Source organism: Shewanella gelidii (assembly GCF_014647855.1).
Classification (GTDB): domain Bacteria; phylum Pseudomonadota; class Gammaproteobacteria; order Enterobacterales; family Shewanellaceae; genus Shewanella; species Shewanella gelidii.
In genome coordinates, this window is the sequence record NZ_BMPZ01000007.1 from 141,216 (window position 1) to 161,856 (window position 20,641).

The 20,641-nt window shown below is 44.3% G+C and carries 16 protein-coding genes; 6 read left to right on the forward strand and 10 right to left on the reverse strand.

Features of this window, described 5'->3' with window-relative positions:
• Positions 1 to 76 precede the first annotated feature (76 nt).
• From hypF to asnS, 7 genes are all read right to left on the reverse strand, one after another.
• Positions 77 to 2,404, reverse strand: coding sequence for a carbamoyltransferase HypF (gene hypF, locus IEY18_RS13040; protein ID WP_188921514.1), 2,328 nt, complete (start codon positions 2,402 to 2,404; stop codon positions 77 to 79).
• Between the two features lie 7 nt (positions 2,405 to 2,411).
• A complete protein-coding gene (locus IEY18_RS13045) occupies positions 2,412 to 4,121 on the reverse strand; it encodes a Kae1-like domain-containing protein (RefSeq protein WP_188921516.1) in 1,710 nt (569 codons plus the stop codon).
• The gene (locus tag IEY18_RS13050; RefSeq protein ID WP_188921518.1) at positions 4,108 to 4,665 is read right to left on the reverse strand and encodes a HyaD/HybD family hydrogenase maturation endopeptidase; all 558 of its coding nucleotides are present in this window, start codon (positions 4,663 to 4,665) and stop codon (positions 4,108 to 4,110) included. The genes IEY18_RS13045 and IEY18_RS13050 overlap by 14 nt, the downstream gene beginning before the upstream one ends.
• Before the next feature lie 195 nt (positions 4,666 to 4,860).
• Positions 4,861 to 5,529 carry a Ni/Fe-hydrogenase, b-type cytochrome subunit gene (gene cybH, locus IEY18_RS13055; RefSeq protein WP_188921520.1) on the reverse strand — a complete coding sequence of 223 codons (669 nt, stop codon included), beginning with the start codon at positions 5,527 to 5,529 and terminating at the stop codon, positions 4,861 to 4,863.
• Between the two features lie 22 nt (positions 5,530 to 5,551).
• Positions 5,552 to 7,255: a nickel-dependent hydrogenase large subunit gene (gene hyaB, locus IEY18_RS13060; protein WP_188921522.1), complete on the reverse strand. Its 1,704-nt coding sequence runs from the start codon at positions 7,253 to 7,255 to the stop codon at positions 5,552 to 5,554.
• 3 nt (positions 7,256 to 7,258) lie between these two features.
• Positions 7,259 to 8,395 (reverse strand): nickel-dependent hydrogenase small subunit, encoded by a 1,137-nt coding sequence (gene hyaA, locus IEY18_RS13065; RefSeq protein ID WP_188921523.1) that lies wholly within the window; start codon positions 8,393 to 8,395, stop codon positions 7,259 to 7,261.
• Positions 8,396 to 9,696: 1,301 nt separating this feature from the next.
• Complete coding sequence (asnS, locus tag IEY18_RS13070; protein WP_188921525.1) at positions 9,697 to 11,097, reverse strand: asparagine--tRNA ligase; 1,401 nt, start codon at positions 11,095 to 11,097, stop codon at positions 9,697 to 9,699.
• Positions 11,098 to 11,247: 150 nt separating this feature from the next.
• On the opposite strand from asnS, the gene IEY18_RS13075 reads away from it, so the two are divergent.
• Positions 11,248 to 11,583: a hypothetical protein gene (locus IEY18_RS13075; protein WP_188921527.1), complete on the forward strand. Its 336-nt coding sequence runs from the start codon at positions 11,248 to 11,250 to the stop codon at positions 11,581 to 11,583.
• 197 nt (positions 11,584 to 11,780) lie between these two features.
• Here IEY18_RS13075 and IEY18_RS13080 read toward each other — a convergent pair whose 3' ends face one another.
• Both IEY18_RS13080 and pabB read right to left on the reverse strand, forming a co-directional pair.
• Entirely contained in the window at positions 11,781 to 12,368 is a 588-nt protein-coding gene (locus tag IEY18_RS13080; protein WP_188921529.1) for a CoA pyrophosphatase, read from the reverse strand.
• Between the two features lie 45 nt (positions 12,369 to 12,413).
• Entirely contained in the window at positions 12,414 to 13,850 is a 1,437-nt protein-coding gene (pabB, locus tag IEY18_RS13085; protein ID WP_188921532.1) for an aminodeoxychorismate synthase component I, read from the reverse strand.
• Positions 13,851 to 13,985: 135 nt separating this feature from the next.
• Here pabB and IEY18_RS13090 point away from each other — a divergent pair, with 135 nt between their 5' ends.
• Both IEY18_RS13090 and IEY18_RS13095 read left to right on the forward strand, forming a co-directional pair.
• Positions 13,986 to 15,533 (forward strand): fumarate hydratase, encoded by a 1,548-nt coding sequence (locus IEY18_RS13090; protein ID WP_188921533.1) that lies wholly within the window; start codon positions 13,986 to 13,988, stop codon positions 15,531 to 15,533.
• Positions 15,534 to 15,769: 236 nt separating this feature from the next.
• Positions 15,770 to 17,833: a dipeptidyl-peptidase 5 gene (locus tag IEY18_RS13095; RefSeq protein WP_188921535.1), complete on the forward strand. Its 2,064-nt coding sequence runs from the start codon at positions 15,770 to 15,772 to the stop codon at positions 17,831 to 17,833.
• A 69-nt stretch (positions 17,834 to 17,902) separates the two neighbouring features.
• Here the strand turns inward: IEY18_RS13095 and IEY18_RS13100 are convergent, their stop codons facing one another.
• Positions 17,903 to 18,871 (reverse strand): integron integrase, encoded by a 969-nt coding sequence (locus IEY18_RS13100; RefSeq protein ID WP_188921537.1) that lies wholly within the window; start codon positions 18,869 to 18,871, stop codon positions 17,903 to 17,905.
• Positions 18,872 to 19,117: 246 nt separating this feature from the next.
• Between IEY18_RS13100 and IEY18_RS13105 the strand changes: the two genes are divergently transcribed.
• From IEY18_RS13105 to IEY18_RS13115, 3 genes are all read left to right on the forward strand, one after another.
• Positions 19,118 to 19,492 (forward strand): DUF6896 domain-containing protein, encoded by a 375-nt coding sequence (locus IEY18_RS13105; RefSeq protein WP_188921539.1) that lies wholly within the window; start codon positions 19,118 to 19,120, stop codon positions 19,490 to 19,492.
• A gap of 126 nt (positions 19,493 to 19,618) precedes the next feature.
• On the forward strand, positions 19,619 to 20,128 hold the full coding sequence (locus IEY18_RS13110) for a hypothetical protein (RefSeq protein ID WP_188921541.1): 510 nt from the start codon (positions 19,619 to 19,621) through the stop codon (positions 20,126 to 20,128).
• Between the two features lie 64 nt (positions 20,129 to 20,192).
• Positions 20,193 to 20,441, forward strand: coding sequence for a hypothetical protein (locus tag IEY18_RS13115; RefSeq protein WP_188921543.1), 249 nt, complete (start codon positions 20,193 to 20,195; stop codon positions 20,439 to 20,441).
• Positions 20,442 to 20,641: the final 200 nt, after the last annotated feature.

Consider the following 20,641-nt stretch of genomic DNA (forward strand, 5'->3'; position numbering starts at 1 on the left):
GCGGCAGATAATGCCTCATAACCTGACGCGCTTCGGTGACGTCTGTCAGGTTTATCAGAAAAAGGTTAATTAATGGTTAAAACTTTGACTGGTGTATCCCAAACCAAAGCTGGCCAAGGGCTATACCCCCATCATTAATAGGGATTTGTTGCCTTGGTAACACTGTTATATTTAATGATTCTAGCTTCGCGAGGCAGTATTCTGAAAGGAAGCGATTTTGAAAAACGCCGCCTGTTAAGACTACTTTATACTGATGATGCAACTGTGCAAATTCGCATACAGCGTCACCAAGGCATCGCATAAATGCATCGGCGATTTGATTCACTCTGAGTTGAGTGAGCGGCTGATTGGAAATGCTATCAACAATCTGTGCCATCAGTCCTGCGGTATCCCATACTTTGTTAGCTCTTGCTAAAGTAAAGTGTAGCGCATCACACTCATCCGGTGATAATTGGTTCGCTGCGCCTTCTATGAGCATGCCGGCTTGGCCTTCAAATTGTGTCTTTTCAATTAAACCTAAGGCACAGGCCACCGCATCAAATAACCGGCCCATCGATGAGGTGGATGTACAACCACTGCCTGTGCTCCATAACTTATGCAAGTTACTGACGAGCAGCTTCGGCATGTGTTGAATGCTGGGGATTGGTAGCCCTAACACTTGCTCAAGGCTATAACGTTCAAATAATGTTGCGAGCAGTAAACGTCGAGGATCTTTTATTGCTTGTTCGCCGCCGATCAACTTGAATGGCATTAAATGGCACAAACGTTCAAAGCCTTGCGTGTTGGCGAGTAATGCTTCGCCACCCCATAAGGTTCCGTCATCTCCAAGGCCAGTGCCATCAAAACTAAAGCCTAAAACATTTTCGGTTGATTGGTTAACAGCCATAACACTCAACACATGGGCATAGTGATGCTGAACTTGTTGCCACTGGCATGATTGATGTTGCAGGTGATAATTATTTGCCCATTGTGTTGGGGCATAATCTGGGTGTTTATCACTGACAATCACGTCAGGCGTGAAATCATAGAGGCGTTTGAATGTGGCTAAGGTTGCATCAAAGTAGGTTTCTGCTTCAATACTAAATAAATCCCCAATATGCGGACTAAGGAACAGATTGTTGTTAAATCCAAATGCAATGCTGTTTTTTTGTTGGGCGCCAACCGCTATAATTTTGTTGGGTAGGGCTTCTTTTGTGTGGAGGCTTAACGGTGCATAACCGCGGGCCATCCGCATGATTTGAATTTCGTCTCGAACCGATTGCACCACGCTATCATCACACCCATTAATAATGGCGCGATTATGGTCGAGAATGCCATCAACCACACGACCCAAATGTAAAATTATGTCACGCTTTTCGGTAATGATGGGTTCACCTGAGCGGTTTGCGCTGGTGGCGACAATTGGTCGTTGTAATTTTGTGAGTAACAAATGGTGCAATGGCGTATAGGGTAAAAATATGCCGAGTTTATCAATTCCCGGAGCCACGCTCGCCGCTAGCTCAATTGTCGGCTGATCTTGCTTTTGCATTAAAGTAATCGGGCGTTCTTTCGAGCTCAAAAGTTGCCACTCAAATTCACTACCTTGCACAAGCTTTTGCGCCATCGACATATCAGCAGCCATGACGGCGAGCGGTTTGGCAGGACGTTGTTTCCGAGATCTTAATTCAGCAACGGCAGATTCATTGGTCGCATCACAAACCAAATGGAAACCACCTAAGCCTTTAATGGCGATGATTTTACCTTCGAGTAGGCTCTGCAATGTTTGTTCAAGCGCGTCTTCCCGCTCGCTAATCACCTGTCCATCAGCTTTACAGAAGCTCACGTGAGGGCCACATGCTGGGCAGCTAACAGGCTGGGCATGATAGCGGCGATCAAGTGGATCTTGATAAGATTTTGCACAATCAGCACACATTTCAAATCCCGACATCGACGTATGCTTTCTGTCATATGGGAGTGCTTTGATGAGTGTGTAGCGGGGGCCACAATTGGTGCAATTTGTAAATGGGTACTGATAATGACGATTTGTCGTATCCTGCATATCGTCTAAACAATCCTGACAAGTACTTTTGTCAGCAGAAACCGCAACGACAGCGTCGCCTTCGCCTTCACTCTGAATAATCGTGAACTGATTGTCATTGGGATCGAAGGTGAGGGGGGTGATATCAATTGCATCGACTCGTGCAAGAGGTGGCGGCGTTGTGCGGAGTATATCTATAAACTGCGCAACGACGCCTTCTGGTCCCTGTAATTCAATCGTCACGCCTTGTTGATTGTTTAACACGGAGCCTTGGAGAGCAAGTTCCGTCGCGTGACGGTATACGTAGGGCCGAAACCCTACGCCTTGCACTATTCCAGTTACCTTAATGCGAGTCCTTATGCTATTAGAGATAGCTTGATTGCTCATGGACTCGTTAGCGCCTCCGTTGCTTCAGATATAAAGCACCTGTAGACAAGTTATTGCCATCAATCGCAAGTTCACGGTTGATCTCTAAGCCAAAGTTTTTCCCTAAGCGCAGAGAAATACGACGGGCAAGGATTTCGTTGGTAAATTCGCTACCGGCGAGGTATACGGTTTTAATGCCAACATTTTGATCGACGTGTTCGATCCAGTTGCTAATAAAGTCAGCAAGTGAATCTTGCATACCAAATGCGATCTTCGCTGGGTCCGAATCATCAGCAAGTCGGAAACTCATGACCGTTCCAAGTGTTTTACACCAGTTTAAGCTGCGGTGTGCTTCACCTTTAGTCAATGGGTAGTCGATACGTGGCGCGTTGGCACCTTTATGGCTTTGGGCACTTGCCAATAAAGCATCTGCGAGTGCGTTTTTAGTCAATGCTTTAGCGGGCAGACCAAGCAATAATCCAGCTATAGCCCATAGGCTTTGCAGGTTATCTGTTGGGCCTTCAAGCTTCAGGTCAAGTAGACGCGTGTAATCTTCTGGATACTTGGTTTTAAACTTTTCCAGAACATTACGCTGAGGACTTTGCTCTAGCTGATGATAGATATCATAGCCAGTACTTGGTAACTCAGGTAACGCGAAAAACAGCTCAGTTTCCTTCTTCGAGTTAATCGTTACGATTTGACCCGGAAACTTCTTACTTAAATACAAAACCGCGCTGTTCTTGACAATATTTTGCTCAAGATTAGCTGCATGCAAGGCGCATGTTGCTGCAGTTGAGCGAGCAAGGTTGCTGCTCGTGTTTGCTTGGGTAAAGGTAATTTTACCTTTTTTCCATTTGGCTTCTAGGCCAGCAAATACTGCGTCATCGTGCAATGGTTCTTGCTTGGTAGAAAACTCTACAGATTCTGCAATTGGGGTGTGAATTTCGCTCCAGCCATTTTCTATCCATGCAATGCGAGGACGTGCAGCAATGGCAGTGTAATAGACCCAATCTACACCTTTTTGACGTAGGATTTCAGCGAGTACAGCAGTCACACGATCGTATGCAAAGCAGATATCGTAGAGTGGGGCATCTAATTGCGTATGCTCATGAATTGGGCGGGCAGTGATCAACGGCTTCTCGATACTTGAAAGCGCAAGGACCTGATGATCTTTCACTACAAAATGCGCATTGAGCGTATTGGGGTTACATACAAGCACTTTGTTACGCTCATTATCACCAGCAGTTGCATTTAAGCTGAGCTTGATGCCATTGAAAGTGACTTCGCCATCTTGTTGAAGTGTTTCAACCAGCGCTTTTAAATCATTGAGCGACAGTTTTTGTGCTGTCTCTGCTACGGTATTTTGGCCATTGCAGCAGTTACAAGCCAAATCAAGTTGACCAAACTGGCTCGACTGATTATCTGCAAACAACGGGAAACACTTTGAACAAAATGCTTGTTCAAGTGCCGCAGTTTTAATCGGGCTTGCTTTGCCTTGGCGTTTCTCTACCAAAGCAACTTTAGAATCAGTGAGCCAAATTGAGAGAAGAAAGTCCGCAGCAATTTCATCAGCAAGCTTTTCTAACTCAGGCTGTTCACCTTCAGCTTCAATAAAGTAACCATTATCTTGTTCACCCACACTGATATTAAGTGAATCCTTTTTTAGGTATTCATTACATAAGTGTGCGTAAAATGGCACCTGCTTAGCGCAGGTAAAATCAAATTTAATCAATTTCATGTGTAGTGACACCACGTTTAAACGAGTCAGGAATGAGCGAGTGGATATCAACTTCGGCTTTGCGAGTAACACTGAAATCCAAAGATTCGAAATGTTTGAGGAGAGTTTTTTCCATCAAAGGTACAGCGCCTGCTACCATAGGCGTTAATCCTAGAACCATAGGCTCAAGTACCGTCGGTGTTACGCCGAGAATAAATGTTTTCGGTCGGTCACCAACCATTTCCATCATAATTAGTGTTTGTAGCATTTCTACTTCGTGAGCGCTACCTTGCCAATCAATTTCGGCAGGGGCTTTGTCAAAATCAAAAAAGTAGACTTCTCCTGGTGCTACACCGTGTGCATTTACAGTATCGCAAACCACCATGTAATCATATTGGCTCAGCATCGGAATCAGGCCTTGTGCCAAAGTGCCGCCATCGGTAATGTCCAACGTGTGCACTTCATGGTCAAAGTCGTAATTTTCAGAAATATAATTGACAAAATGTACGCCAATACCTTCATCGGCATACAGGACATTGCCAATGCCCAAAAGCAGTATCTTCATTAGAACCTTTCTTTGTTAACAGTTATTTTTGCCTGGATCTGTTTAAACACGATATCTGTAGTACAGAAATCCATCGCAGACAGTGCAGGTATTTAGTTGGAGTTGGATTACTTTTTAGAATGGTCTAAATATAAAAAAATACGCCGATGAATACATCGGCGTACTTCACAAAGATAACAATTTGTTAATTGCTAATTAATGATCAGCTTTATGGTAGTCGTAACCAGAGACGATAGAGTCTACTGAGTTATGCTTGAAGCGGATACCACACCAAACTGCCATATATACATGGATTACTACGAAGATACAGAATGCCCACGTTAAGTAGTGGTGAATAATTCGTACCCACGCTAGACCACCCATTTGCGCAGTGATCCAACCAGAGATATCCCACATCATGCCGCCCATGCCTAAGTGATAGACATTAGCGTACAGTACTAGACCTGTAATACAGATGATTAATGCCATAAATGACACTGCTACATAGGTCATGAACTGTAATGGACCATAAACACCTTGTTTATGTAGTTGGCCCATCCAAAGGTAAGACTTCAGGTTTTTAATCCAGCTATTGATACTCATTACATCTCTAAACGAACGACGCTCAATGTCGTTACGGCTGAAGAAGAATAAGTAAAACCTCACAAAGGTAATTGCCGTTAACACAAAACCAAAGACTAAGTGAGCAAAGCGTAAAATGCTTTGAACCTGAGTGTCATTAGTTTCAGGTGCAACGAGAAACGGCCATGAGATATAAAACCCCGTAATAACTAGGACTAATATCGCTAGTGCACGCAACCAGTGAAAAATACGGATTGCGGGCGTAAAGATATAGTCTCTACTGTGGGTTGCAGGTTTACCCATTTTGCTGCCCCTCCCTTAGTGATTATTGACCGTTGGGATTAATACGGAACTCACCCAAGTCAGCACCTTTGTAGTCCATCACGTGTACAGAACACGCCATACAAGGGTCAAACGAGTGAATAATACGTATCACTTCCAATGGCTTAGTTGGATCTTCCAACTTCAGACCAATCAATGAAGCTTCGTAAGGGCCCATTTTACCGTTTGCATCAACAGGACCAGCGTTCCAAGTTGTTGGTACAACAGCTTGGTAGTTCTCAACTAGGCCGCCTTTAATACGGATCCAGTGGCTCAACATACCGCGTGGTGCTTCGATCATACCTACGCCTTGGTACTCTTTATCAGAGTCAATTTCAGGCTTCACGTAAGTTGATTCGTCAGTTTGCATGTTCAGTAACATTGCATCGAAAGTTTTCAGACCTTCTTCAGCAACGATAACGGTTTGCAACATACGTGCTGCTGTACGGCCAAGCGTTGTGAACAATGCTTCTACCGGTAGGCCAGTTGCTTCTAGAAGCTCGTTAACTGACTTAACAACAACTTTGTTACCACGTGCATAACTAACCAGTAGGCTAGCTAGTGGACCAACTTCGATTGGCTCATCACCGTAGCGAGGAGACTTAACCCAAGAGTATTTACCGTCGCCGTCCAACGTTGGAAGCTTACCGTAAACTGTGTCACGCTCAACAAAGCCAGTGTAATCAGGAATCGTAGTTCCTTCATATGGGTGTTGTGCACCGTCTGCTTTGTACCAAGAGTGAGTCACATCTTCTTTGATAAGGTCATTATCAATATCAGTAACGCTTGTTAGGTCACCGTTCATGATAACACCACCGTCGAACATGTATTCGCCATCAGCAAGTACAAAGTCGTTGGTCGCCATGAAGTTCTTGATTGCAACACCACCAAGTACACTTGGCTCATTACCGAATGCAGCAGCTGCCATCATGATGTCAGCTTTGTATGCGCGGTGAATAAAGTCAGTTACGATAGCGTGCTTCTGTTTCCACTCTTGTAGACGAGCAGGGCTTAGCATGTCACGTACTGCAGTCACACCACCAACAACCAAAGACTGTGGATGTGGAGACTTACCACCGAAGATAGCTAGCATTTCTGCAGCAACACGTTGAACTTCAAGTGCCTTCAAGTAGTGAGAAAGAGCAATTAGGTTTTGCTCTGGTGTAAACTTGTAAGTACCGTTGCCCCAGTACGCGTTCGCGAATGGGCCAAGCTTACCAGTTTCTACGAAACCTTTAACACGCTCTTGAACTGCACGTAACTCACCTTCACCAGCAGCGATAGGCTTATCAGTGTACTTCATTGCTTCTTGAGCAGCCGCTGCTGGATCAGCACTTAGTGCAGAAACAACATCAACCCAATCAAGACCGTGTAAGTGATAGAAATGTACGATGTGATCGTGCATGTATAGAGAAGTTTGCATTAAAGAACGTAGGTATTTAGCGTTCAATGGGATTTTAGTGCCCAATGCATCTTCTACTGCTTCAACACCAGCGCGGTAGTGTGAATAAGTACATACACCACAAATACGTTGGATCAATAGACCTACGTCGTGTGGAGAACGGCCTTTAAGGATAACCTCAAGACCACGCCACAATGTAGAAGAAGACCATGCTTTCTGTACTACATTGTTTTCGTCGACTTCGACTTCGACGCGTAAATGACCCTCAATGCGGGTAATAGGGTCGATAACTACACGTTTGCTCATTTATTAATCCTCCAGTGGTTTGGCAAATACGCTAACAACAGCGTGAGCACCAACACCCACAGCAGCTGCGCCAAGAATAACAGCACCTACAGCATCAGCTGTTGCATCAAATCCGTACAGGAGTTGTCTGCCTAGAGGTCTTTCGAAATCTGCCATATCATCCCAGAAGCTAGGCTCTGAGCAACCAATACAACCATGACCTGCTAGCACTGGCCAGCTAGTATGGTGGTTAAATCTTTCAGTTGGACAGTTGTTGTAAGTGTAAGGACCTTTACAACCAACTTTGTATAGACAGTAACCTTCTTTCGCACCGAAATCGCCGAACTCTTCAACGAATTCACCAGCGTCAAAACGACCACGACGCTCACAGTTATCGTGTACACGAGCACCGTAAGCCCACTTAGGACGGTTGAACATATCGAGTGCAGGAAGCTTACCGAACATGATGAAGTACATTAGTGTACCCACGATGTTCTTTTCACTTGGTGGACAACCACCTAAGTTAACTACAGGCTTGTGAACTACTTCAGCAACACCAACAGCACCTGTTGGGTTTGGAGCAGCTGCCTGAACACCACCGAATGCAGCACAAGTACCGACAGAAATGATGCCCGCAGCGCCTTCAGCAGCGTGGTGCATAATTTCTAGACCCGTGTGACCTTTACAGCCAACAGTTAGGAACGCACCGTTGTTTGCAGTTGGTACAGCACCTTCAACTGCTAATAGGTAGTTACCTTTATACTGCTCTAAAGCGTGCTCTAGGTTCTCTTCTGCTTGCCAACCAGCAGCAGCCATCAACGTCTCATGATACTCAAGAGAGATATGATCGAAGATTAAAGAATCTAGGTTAGGTGTATCGGTACGGATTAAAGACTCCGAACAACCAGTACATTCTGCCATGTGCAACCAGATTAGTGGTACACGGTCAGAAAGCTCAGCAGCTTCTGCTACTAAAGTACTGAATGGTAGAGGTAGGGCCAGCATACTGGTTACCGCTGCACTCCATTTCATGAAGTCACGGCGAGTAATACCATGCTGTTCCATTTTTTGTTTTAAAGACTCTGTATGGCGAGGGCTCAATTCGCGTAACGCTTCGAGACGCGCCTTCCCCTGTTCATAGAGGGCTGCATGTGTGTCCATGGATCAACCTTTTCTTTATTAGAATGTTAAAATGCGTTCAACTCACATCATCGACAGGCTGTAAGTTTAGTATTCGCTGATAAGTGTTAAATTGACTCATATCAAGCTTTGAAATTTAATAGCCTTAAGTGGGGTTTGACATTCTGTTAACATGAAGAAGATCATGTTTACCCCCTAAGGGTGGGACAAAATGACCCACTTTTTATCGTAAATTTCAACAACACAAAACTAACGATAAGCCACTCACTTTCAAGATTTTTTATTCATTCCCGTGACTAATAACATGGTTTTGCGGCAATGTGCGCACCGGCACAAAACCTCGACGATCTACCTATTAAGGGGGTCACAGTAAGATTTACCTTGTTAATCTTAGGCTAATATTGATAAAGCTAAAGTGCTGGGTGTTTTTTGTGTGATCTGCACGCAGTAATGGTTCACATTTTGTGTGAAATGATTCAATTTTTGTGGTCTAAGCTACAGTGAATTGTCCAACTACACTTACAAACTTTTTCCGATATTTTGTTACTGCTTTGCCCATTGAACCTGTTAAATGACCGTGTATATATACAGTCTACACATAAAAAACCGACCTAATTCAGGATTAGATTTGAGCAAAAACGAGCTCAAAAAGCGCTTGTTCTGCGTTTTACAGTGGAGAAAAAAACATGACTGCCACCTAATTGTGCCCCCCTGCAGATACCTATAGACGAGTCGCATATGAACCCCACTACTATGAATGCGTCTTCTTGGATTGAGCTACCTTTATCAAATAAGCGCACAGCAAAACCGGTAAGTATTGAATGTATAAAGATTCCTTAGTTTTTAAGTTCTACAGCAGGGTTTTAGGGCTGTGCTCTCATACTATTGCTTTGAGTTGCGCGATGCTTTTGATGCTGATGTAACGTTTCGATGTAACGTGTCGATGTGATAGGAGGGTTGCGCAGAATAGCCCATAGTTGACCAACAGGTAATTGAGTCATGATGTATTGGCCACTTGTAGATTTGTCTGCGTTTTATTCACCAGCAGATTAGAGGTGGCAGGTACATACCTACATATATATAGAAGTCATGAACTAAACACCTGATGGGTAAGTCCTGCTGTGTGGTGGGAGAGGGTGGCAAAGCAGATGGGTATATTGATGCTTTATATGGAACTTTATGCACTTAGCTAAAGAATATCGCGCGAATGCGCAAAGATTTCCTCAAAACATAAAAAAATCCGCAATCTATTCAGACTGCGGATTTCATCAATTTATGCTTGCCCGAATTGGCTAAGCCATGACCGTTTTAATCTCGTGCACTTAGAAGTTCGCAGAGCGAGGTGCGCGAGGGAAAGGAATCACGTCTCGGATATTCGAAACACCCGTGACATAAGAGACCAAACGCTCAAAGCCAAGTCCAAAGCCTGCATGAGGAACTGAACCATAACGACGTAAATCGCGATACCACCAGAAGTCTTCTTTCTCTAGTCCCATTTCTTCTAGACGCATATCAAGTACATCTAAACGCTCTTCACGCTGCGAACCCCCGATGATTTCACCAATACCTGGTGCCAATACATCCATAGCGGCTACTGTCTTGCCGTCGTCATTAAGACGCATATAGAAAGCTTTAATATCTTTCGGGTAGTTTTTAACGACAACTGGTGCTTTAAAGTGTTCTTCAGCAAGATAGCGTTCGTGCTCAGAGCTCATATCGATGCCCCATTCCACATCGAATTCAAATTTCTTACCGCATGCTCTTAGGATCTCAATGGCATCAGTGTAATCGACTTGGGCAAAATCACTCTTCACGAACGCCTCTAAACGTTCAATTGCAGTTTTTTCTACGCGTTGCGCAAAAAACTCAAGATCATCACGGCACTCTTCAAGTACAGCATTGAAGCAATACTTCAACATAGATTCTGCTAGGCCAGCGACATCGTCTAGATCTGCAAACGCAACCTCAGGTTCTACCATCCAGAACTCTGCTAAATGGCGGCTGGTGTTTGAGTTTTCAGCACGGAACGTTGGGCCAAAGGTATATACTTTTGAAAGTGCACAAGCATAGGTTTCAGCATTCAGCTGACCCGATACAGTCAGGAATGACTCTTTACCAAAGAAATCTTTGTCATAGTCAATTTTACCCGCGTCAGTGCGAGGTAAGTTTTCCATATCCAGTGTCGAAACACGAAACATCTCACCAGCACCTTCACAATCAGAGGCTGTGATGAGTGGTGTAGACACCCAGATATAACCTTCTTCATTATAGAAGCGGTGAATCGCTTGTGATAAGCAGTTACGCACACGTGCTACTGCGCCAATGATATTGGTGCGAGGACGTAAATGTGCGAGCTCACGCAAGTGCTCTATAGAATGACGTTTGGCCGCCATTGGGTAAGTATCAGGATCGTCAACTAACCCAGTCACTTCAACTTTAATCACTTGAAGCTCAAACGCTTGTCCTTTACCCGGAGATTCAACAACTTCACCGGTCATAATGACAGAACAGCCCGTTGTTAATTTTTGGACTTCATCTTCATAATTTGACAGAGTATTTGGCACTACACCTTGGATCGGGTCAAAACAAGAACCGTCATATACTGCAAGGAACGAAATCCCTGCTTTAGAATCACGACGGGTTCGTACCCAGCCACGTACAGTGACTTGCGAACCAATCGCAAAATCACCTTTAAATACAGAAGCGACAGATGCAATGCTCATTGTTGCTTAGTTCTCCAACGAAACGTTTTTAGTTAAAAAATTTGGACGTTTATATTACCTTGCTTGTGGCTTTTCTCAAGCTGAAAAAGGTATCCTAGGATGATTATTGTTATTCTTTGTTAGATAAAACATAAAAAGTGAGTGGAGTTGATGAAGAAAGGGAAATTTCTACAGATTTTATTGACGACTTTGTCCGTCGCGGGTTGGGCATTTGCGATTTACGCGTTAATCATTTTTGGTGAAGCAAGACCCGATCGTGCCGTAGGTTATTACTTGTCAAAGGGAGCGCCGGTTCGGCTTGACTGGGATCCAGAACTCACATTACAACTTGAATACATTATTTGGGCCTGCGCTGGGATCAGCTTTGTGAGTCTGGCACTTAACTTTTATACCGTGCGAGCTACAAAAGAAGGTTACTGGGTTAATATTCCATTGCTGCTGGTTAGCTCGCTCGCAGCAGGTTTATATATACGTTACGTGGTGTAACTGGAACCACCTTTGGGTTCACTGATGTAAAACTTTCCATGCGTTAATTTCTACACCTACATAGAGCGCTGTCATTGATGGCGCTCTTCTTATTGGTCTCACGTAATAGTTTACCCTAATGCTTCGTCTAAACCGATCCGTTCGACATTTAGCATGCAAGTTAATGTATAGCATGCAAGTTAATGTATGCCGATAGTTCACTCAAAGATATGGCGGCAAAACAGGTCAATAATTGCCGCGGTGGCGCCCCATATAAAGCGATTTTGATAAGGAATAAAAAAAACCGGGAAGTTCTGGCCCTTGCGGCTCACATTCAGGCGGTGGCGATTGTGCTGTTGCCGTAAAAAAGATAATGGCACTGTAAAATAGTCGGCGACTTCACCCGGATCGAGTACTGGTTCAAAGGGTTGTTTGACCATGCCGACAATTGGCGTAATTTCGAAGCCGGTAAACGTATTGTGCGAAGGGAACTGACCTAAAACCGTGACATTTTGTTGCGATAGTCCTATTTCTTCTTCAGCTTCTCGGAGTGCTGTTGCTGCTTCATTGATATCGCTCGATTCAACTTTACCGCCCGGAAAACTAATTTGTCCCGGGTGGGCCCGCATATGCATAGGACGCTGGGTTAAACCAATATGTAAGCCATCAGGCTTTGCGATAACAGGAATTAAAACTGCGGCTTGTCTAAGTTTGGTTTTGGATGCAAATCGGTAGGGCGGCGCAAGTGGGATCGGCGACGACAGCGCATGCAACTGATAACGTGTGGCCAACTCACTAATTTCCATGAATACCTCTTTTTGCTCTACCTAACCTTAAACCAAGTTCTGCACCTATTGTGTCAATACGGGGAGGATTTTGTTGACCTTGTCGTAGCTTTCTTGATATTCCGCTTCCATTTCAGAGTCAGCGACAATTCCCCCGCCAGCACTACAGTATAGCTTGCCTTCGGTTGCCAGTAGTGTTCGAATCGTAATGCTTGTATCCATTTTGCCATCCTGGCTAATGTAACCTATCGAACCACAGTAAATATTCCTTCGACTAGGCTCAAGCTCTTCAATAATTTCCATTGCCCTTACTTTGGGTGCACCAGTAATTGAGCCACCTGGAAACGCGGCTTTTAATAGATCGCAGGCCTGAAATTTTGGCGCGAGTGTGGCGGTGATGGTGCTTACCAAGTGATGTACCGCGGGAAAGCTTTCGATCTCAAATAGATGTGGCACGGCCACACTGCCTGCTTTGGCAACCTTCCCGATGTCGTTTCGCAATAAATCAACAATCATCAGGTTTTCGGCGCGATCTTTTTCCGAGCAGCGCAAGGTCTCAGCGGCTTGTTGATCGAGTTTGTCATCCGTGTGACGTCGCAGCGTACCTTTAATTGGTTTAGTCTGAATTTGTCCGTCGTCTAAATGGATAAAACGCTCAGGAGAAATAGAGAGGATTGCACTGGTTGGCAAACGAATAAAACTTGAAAACGGCGCTTGGTTACTGGCTCTGAGTTTTAAATAAGCCTGCCATTCATCGCCGTTGTATTGGGCTTCAAAACGCTGGGTCAAGTTTATCTGATAACAGTCACCAGCGTGCAAATAGTGATGAATGCGCTCGAACTTTTGTTGATATTCTTGCTGGCTCATTTGAGATTGCCAATGGCTCAGCAATGCAAACGGCGCATTCGGTGCAAACGTTTTTTCAAAAGCTTGGGTATCAATATGTTGCTCTAAGACCAATTTCACTTGTTCTAGAGCCGTATCACCTTGATAGTGGCTTAAATACCAATGACCAGCTTGGTTATCATAAACCAGTGCCCAAGTATAAAAACCCAAATGAAGTTCAGCAAAATCAACATCCCTTTGAGCAAGGGCTGGGATGTTTTCAACATGACGTCCCAGATCATAACTGAAGCAACCCATTGCGCCACCGGTAAATGGTAACTCAGAACGATAGGCTGTCGGGAAGTGCTGATCAAGAACCGTTTGAATGGCAGAAAAGGGGTCATTGGTTTGCAAAACTTCGCTACCTACGACTAATTGCTCATTCAAGTTGAATGAATTCGATTCATACGTATCAAGCGTAAAAAGGCCGTCGTTACAAACCAACGTTGCTCTTGGAGCGAGGGCGATAATGTCGTATCTTGCGTCTTGGTGCTGAGCATTCGCTGAGTCTAAGAATATAGCCCAAGGTAAGTCGCTAAAGAATTCAAACAACTCACTTGCAGAATATTGCCAGTCGAGTTTTTTTGTTGTCAATATATTTGATGCCAAACTGGTCATCGATTAACCCTATCTAAAATGTGATGTAGCCCCAAAAGGAACGAAAGAGTATCATATTGTTCACATAAAGGATGAAAAACAATAACACACAGCCAGCTCGAGTTATCCGAGTAAAGCGACAGGAGTGAGCCTACAATGTCTAGTACTGATTCTCATGCAGAATTAACCCCTTGTGTGATTAAGCAAGCCGACTTAATCGAAAGTGTTGCCGACGCACTGCAATATATCTCTTATTATCACCCAAAAGATTTTGTGGATGCTATGGCCGAAGCGTATGAACGTGAGCAAAGCACAGCAGCAAAAGACGCGATTGCGCAAATTTTGATTAACTCGCGCATGTCAGCCGAAGGTAAACGTCCCCTTTGTCAGGACACCGGCATTGTGACGTGTTTTGTCAAAGTGGGTATGGGCGTGCAGTGGGACAAAACGGACATGACCGTGCAGCAAATGGTTGACGAAGGAGTGCGCCGAGCATACACCAACCCGGATAATCCATTGCGTGCATCGATAGTGGCTGATCCCGCTGGGAACCGTAAAAATACCAAAGACAATACGCCCTCCGTTGTACATATCGATATGGTGCCGGGCAATCATATCGAAGTTGCTATCGCAGCCAAAGGCGGCGGGTCTGAGAACAAGTCAAAAATGGCGATGCTAAACCCGTCTGATGATGTTGCAGCATGGGTTGAACGCACACTACCAACCATGGGGGCTGGCTGGTGTCCGCCAGGCATGCTGGGGATCGGTATCGGTGGTACGGCAGAAAAAGCTGCAGTGATGGCAAAAGAATCATTAATGGATCCGGTTGATATTCATGACTTGCTAGAAAAGGGCGCGGATACAACCGAAGAAAAAATGCGTTTAGATATTTTTGAACGCGCGAATAAACTTGGTATCGGTGCACAAGGCTTGGGCGGATTAACGACTGTACTCGACATAAAAGTAAAGACCGCCCCGACACACGCAGCCTCTAAACCTGTTGTGATGATCCCGAACTGCGCCGCTACACGTCACGTTCATTTTCATTTAGATGGGAGTGGGCCCGCCGATTTGTCACCACCATCACTCGAAGATTGGCCGGAAATCACATGGGAAGTCGGTGAGAATGTTCGACGAGTTGACCTCAATACGGTGACTCAAGAAAAGATGCAAACTTGGCAAAGCGGTGACACGCTATTACTCAGTGGCAAAATGCTGACGGGTCGTGATGCCGCGCATAAAAGAATACAAACACTGATAGAGTCGGGTGAAGGGCTTCCTGAAGGCGTCGACTTTACCGGTAAGTTCATCTATTACGTTGGGCCGGTTGATCCTGTTGGGAACGAAGTTGTTGGTCCAGCAGGCCCGACAACCGCAACGCGTATGGATAAGTTCACCGATTTGATGCTTGAAAAAACAGGGTTGATGGGCATGATCGGTAAGGCCGAGCGTGGACCTGCGACCGTGGAGTCCATTCGTCAACACAAAGCCGTATACCTTATGGCTGTCGGTGGTGCAGCATACCTAGTGTCAAAAGCGATTAAAAAGTCCCGCGTTGTTGCATTTGAAGATTTAGGGATGGAGGCCATCTATGAGTTTGATGTGCAAGATATGCCAGTAACAGTTGCCGTTGATTCTGAGGGGATCAACGCTCATGAAACAGGCCCTGCGATATGGAAAGGCAAACTCGCAGACCCAAGCTAAAAGCTTCGCGATCGTTTTGACAAATTTGTATACAAAATCTAGGCTCAAGCGCTTGCTTGAGCCTTATTATTTCGCTAGTGTGCCAATCTAGTTTTTGCGCCAATTCATAAAGTGCGCAAATCCAACCGAATTTCTATTGATGTACTCAGACAAGCAGCGAGCCAATCGAAAAGCTGCGTCGTGCTACATGAATTGCAGAGGGTATGCCACGCATATCAAATGACCTTTCAAAGAAGATGAATAGAACCATGAAAAAAACTGCTTTAGCTTTTGCACTCACTGCGGGAATGATGGCGAATGTCCAAGCCGCCGAACCAACGCCATTTAGCGTGCAACAATTAACAAAAATCAATAAATTGCACTCGGCAGTCGTTTCTCACGATGGTAGCAAACTTGTATACGCGGTCAAAAATATTGATGCAGAAGGAAAGGGAAGCTCAGATCTTTACCTGCTTGATCTCACCCAAAAAGACGCCAAGCCTGCGCAACTTACCAGTGGTGCAGGGACGGAACATGACGTCGCTTTTGCGCCGGATGACTCGGCGATCTACTTCATTGCTGCGCGGACAGGGAGCAGTCAGCTGTACAAACTGTCCCTTCGTGGCGGCGAAGCGATGCAAGTGTCTGATTTAGCGTTAGACGTCGATGGTTATAAGCTTTCACAAGATGGTCAACAGGTTGTGATGAGTATTCGTACGTTTCCGGAATGTGAAACTCTTGCATGCTCAAAAGAAAAGTTCGATGCCGAAGCAAATCGAAAATCGACTGGCCGTGAATATAGCCAATTAATGGTGCGTCATTGGGATACTTGGTATGACCATGCGCGTAATCATTTGTTTGTGGGACGACTGAGCGACGACAAACTGACCCATGTTACAAACGTGACCGCGGGCCGTGATACTGAAACACCACCCAAACCATTTTCTGGTATGGAAGAAGTCACGTTTACTCCTGATGGTAAACATATTGTGTATAGCGCTAAAGCGCCAAGTGTCGACCAAGCATGGTCAACAAACTACGATATCTGGCAAGTCGATGTCGCGGGTAATAAAACAGAAAATTTAACCGCGGATAACAAAGCATGGGATGCACATCCAACGTTTTCAACGGATGGGCGTTACATGGCTTATTTAGCCATGAGTAAGCCGGGCTTCGAGGCGGATCGCTACGCCATTATGTTACGCGATACAGTGACCGGCCAAAGCAAAGAAGTAGCGCCTTTATGGGATCGCAGTCCTCATTCATTAACTTTTGGCCCAGACAATAAAACACTTTATGTCACTGCTCAGGATATCGGCCAAGTTTCAATATTTGAAATCAATACCCAGTTTGGTGATGTCCGTACGATATACAATGAAGGTAGCAATAGTGTTGTTGCCGTTACACAAGAGAAGCTTTACTTCAATCACAAAAGCCTTTCAGAGCCAAGTGATTTACATGTAATTGATCTAGACGGACAAAACCCGACTCAGTTGACCCATGTCAACAAAGAAAAACTGAGTAAGATTAAATTTGGTGAATATCAACAGTTCAGTTTTAAAGGCTGGAACAACGAAGAAGTCTATGGTTACTGGATCAAACCATCGAACTACCAAGCAGGGAAAAAATACCCCATTGCATTTTTAGTACATGGTGGTCCACAGGGCTCATTTGGCAATTCATTTAGTAGCCGATGGAATGCACAACTCTGGGCTGGTGCGGGTTATGGTGTTGTAATGGTCGACTTCCATGGCTCAACGGGTTATGGCCAAGCCTTTACTGACTCAATCAGCCAAGACTGGGGTGGCAAGCCGCTTGAAGACTTACAAAAAGGCCTTGCTGCTGTGACTAAACAACAAAAATGGCTCGATGTAAACCGCACTTGTGCCCTTGGTGGCTCTTACGGCGGATATATGATGAATTGGATCCAAGGGAACTGGCCTGATGGATTTAATTGTTTAGTTAACCATGCGGGCTTGTTTGATATGCGCTCGATGTATTACGTGACTGAAGAACTATGGTTCCCTGAATATGAATTTGGTGGTCAATATAAAGCGAACAAAGACTTGTACGAAAAATTCAACCCAGTCAACTACGTAGAAAACTGGAAAACGCCGATGCTTGTCGTTCACGGTGAAAAAGATTTTCGCGTTCCTTACGGACAAGGTCTCGCAGCGTTTAGCTACATGCAACGTAACGGTATCCCATCGGAGTTGCTAATTTATCCAGATGAGAACCATTGGATCTTGAACCCTGTGAATTTAGAGCAATGGTACGCCAAAGTATTGGGTTGGATGGATCGCTGGACTGAGAAAAAGTAAGTTGTTGCGACATTGAATAAACCTAAAAACCAGCGCTTCCACGCTGGTTTTTTTATGGGTTCTGCAAAGCTATAAATCACTTAACGGACTCTTCACTCCATTTCCTCCAGCTTGTATCACATGGGTGTATATCTGCGTAGTGCGTACATCACTGTGGCCGAGTTGTTCTTGCACTGTTCGAATATCGGCGCCTCGTTGTAATAAATGGGTAGCGAAAGAATGACGTAGCGTATGGCAGGTGACTTTTTTATTGATATCGGCTTTATAAGCTGCTGCCTTCACCGCTTTTTGTACAGACGTTTCATCAATATGGTGGCGCCGTATCGCCGCTTTATCTGCTGGGTCAACACTAAGGCGTGTTGACGGAAAAAGGTAATGCCATTGAAAACTCTTATTCGCATTAGGGAATTTACGGATTAATGCGTTGGGCAACCATACGCCTGAATAATCTGCACGTAGCACATCACTTTCATAGTATTGACGTGCAAACTCAATTTGCTGCAACAATGCTGGAACCAACTCTTTAGCTAACGTCACCCTACGGTGTTTTCCCCCTTTGCCGAACCAGACAAGCACAGATAGAAAATCAAAATCTATATCTTGAATGCGAAGTCTAACCGCTTCCATTAAGCGTAAACCACTGCCGTACATGAGCTTGACGATCAGTGCATGATTAATGGTTACGTGCATAAGCAGTTTTGCTGTTTCATCACAGGTTAACACGATAGGAAGCTTGGTTTGTCTAGCGGACTTATTGAAAGTCATATGGGACTTTAGCGGTGAGCGAAGCACCTCTTTATACAAAAACACTAGCGCATTCAGAGCTACTTTTTGCGTACTGGGCGCCACGTTCATTTGGCAACTGAGGTGGGAGAGAAACGCCTCGACCTCTGCTTCAGCTAAGCGGCTAGGGTGACGCTTATCGTTAAAAATGATAAAGCCCTTAATCCAGTAGAGGTAGGTTTCAATCGTTCGTTTAGCATAGTGCCTGGTATACATAAATTCTTGGATGTGGGTAAGAAAAGGGGAGTTTTTCATTCAAAAATACACCTCAGCAACACTGTTTATTTGTACAGTATAGGCGTGATTCTGTGTTTCTGCCTATTAGACGGAATTATTCCGCCTTTCCCCAAAACAAATTTTTGATGGATGTGACGTTAGTAATTGTAATTTATAAACAATTACGCTAGCGTTGTGGCAACAAAGATCATGATAGACGGAAAAAGTCCGTGTTTAAACACGGAATTTTTCCGTCTAATACGCTGTTATATTGCTTAGGAGCATATGGATAATTTCGAAAAAATCAGGAAGATTATTCCTCTGTGGTATGCCCAAAGAAAATGGGCTGAAGAACTACTAGTTCAATCTTTCCAATTAGAAAAAGCCGAAGATATTCTCCAGTCTAAATATCGTGGAGCAAAACCTATTCCTGGTACTAATTGGATGTATCGTACACATGGTATCGGGGTTGATATCTATCGAACAGCTGATGTCGGCGGAATTGATTTTGATTTCGACAAGGTCGCCCCTGATGAATGGCGCTTACGAATTTTTTTCGAAAAACAATACAACGAGGGTAATCTGCCTCTAGCTGATTACCGCGAACTATACGAAGATGAAGGCTTGTTGCAATGTGCGGTAGAGCAAGCATTAAAGTAATCGCAATATAACAAGCTGTTTAAGCGCGGGACTGCTAATGTTTGGCTCGGTTTCGCTTCGCTACACATTTTAGCCAAACATTATCAGCCCCTTAACAGGGCGTTATGTGTTTTAGAAGGAGTTACCTTGAGATTAAGCATCGTATCACTACTTTTGCTGGTTACTGGCTGTGCTGGATTACCTAATTACGTTGAGCCACAAACTGGTGAGTCTTCTGCGGGGTTTAAAGTTAAGCATGATTTTGACGCTCCTATTTTAGGTTATTCCACATTCGTTTATGTACATACGGAAGAACAAACTTGCGGGAAATCATTTGGTTCTGAAAGCGGTGCAAAATTAGTTGTATTAGACGACAGCAACCCGTTAATTTCTGAGTTAAACCCTGATGGTGTAAAGCTAGCTGCAAGTAAGAAATATAGCTTCATGATTATGTCAGTTGCAGGTATGAGTAACTGTATTATTTATGCTTCATTTAAACCTAAAGCTGATGAATATTATGAAATGAATGTCTCAGGTCAGTTGGGTGCGCATTCTACACATTGTAAAGCTGAGCTGTATCGAATTGATGAAACAGCTAATATCATGTCTCCTGTTGAATTCCAGTATTACGGGCAGTGTAGAGAGCCAGCTGAATAAACACATAACAAAGCCATAATGAAAAGGACGCAAAACGCTTGGCGGCGTAAGTGTCTCTACAAAGATGGAAGATAATATTAAAGATAATGCCATCAACATTGCTCAAAGCATTATTGCTGGCAACATTGACCCAAATTTAGGCTGTGACAAGCTAGCTCAGTTGTGTGAGGAAAATAACCACCCAAGTGAACTGGCAATGTTCTCGCTGCTTTCACATGATCAGCGAGGCCATGAACACCTTGGCTTCGATCTAGAAAACACAGCGACCGAAATCATTGAAGAGAGCAGAAAGTTTGTCAGCAAAAACACTTAACAAGTTTGTCAACGATCGCCCTTCGGGCTGGACAGCCTTAAGCATGGCTTCGCCACAAGGCTGCCCGTTACAAAGGCGTTAGCTGTTTAAGGAGTATGTCGTATGATTCTAGTAGTATTACTAGCCTTAGGCTGTGCAGTTTTTTTCAATGTTGAGTATTATTCTGATCTAAAACGGATCCGTTCATATCTTAAAAGTAA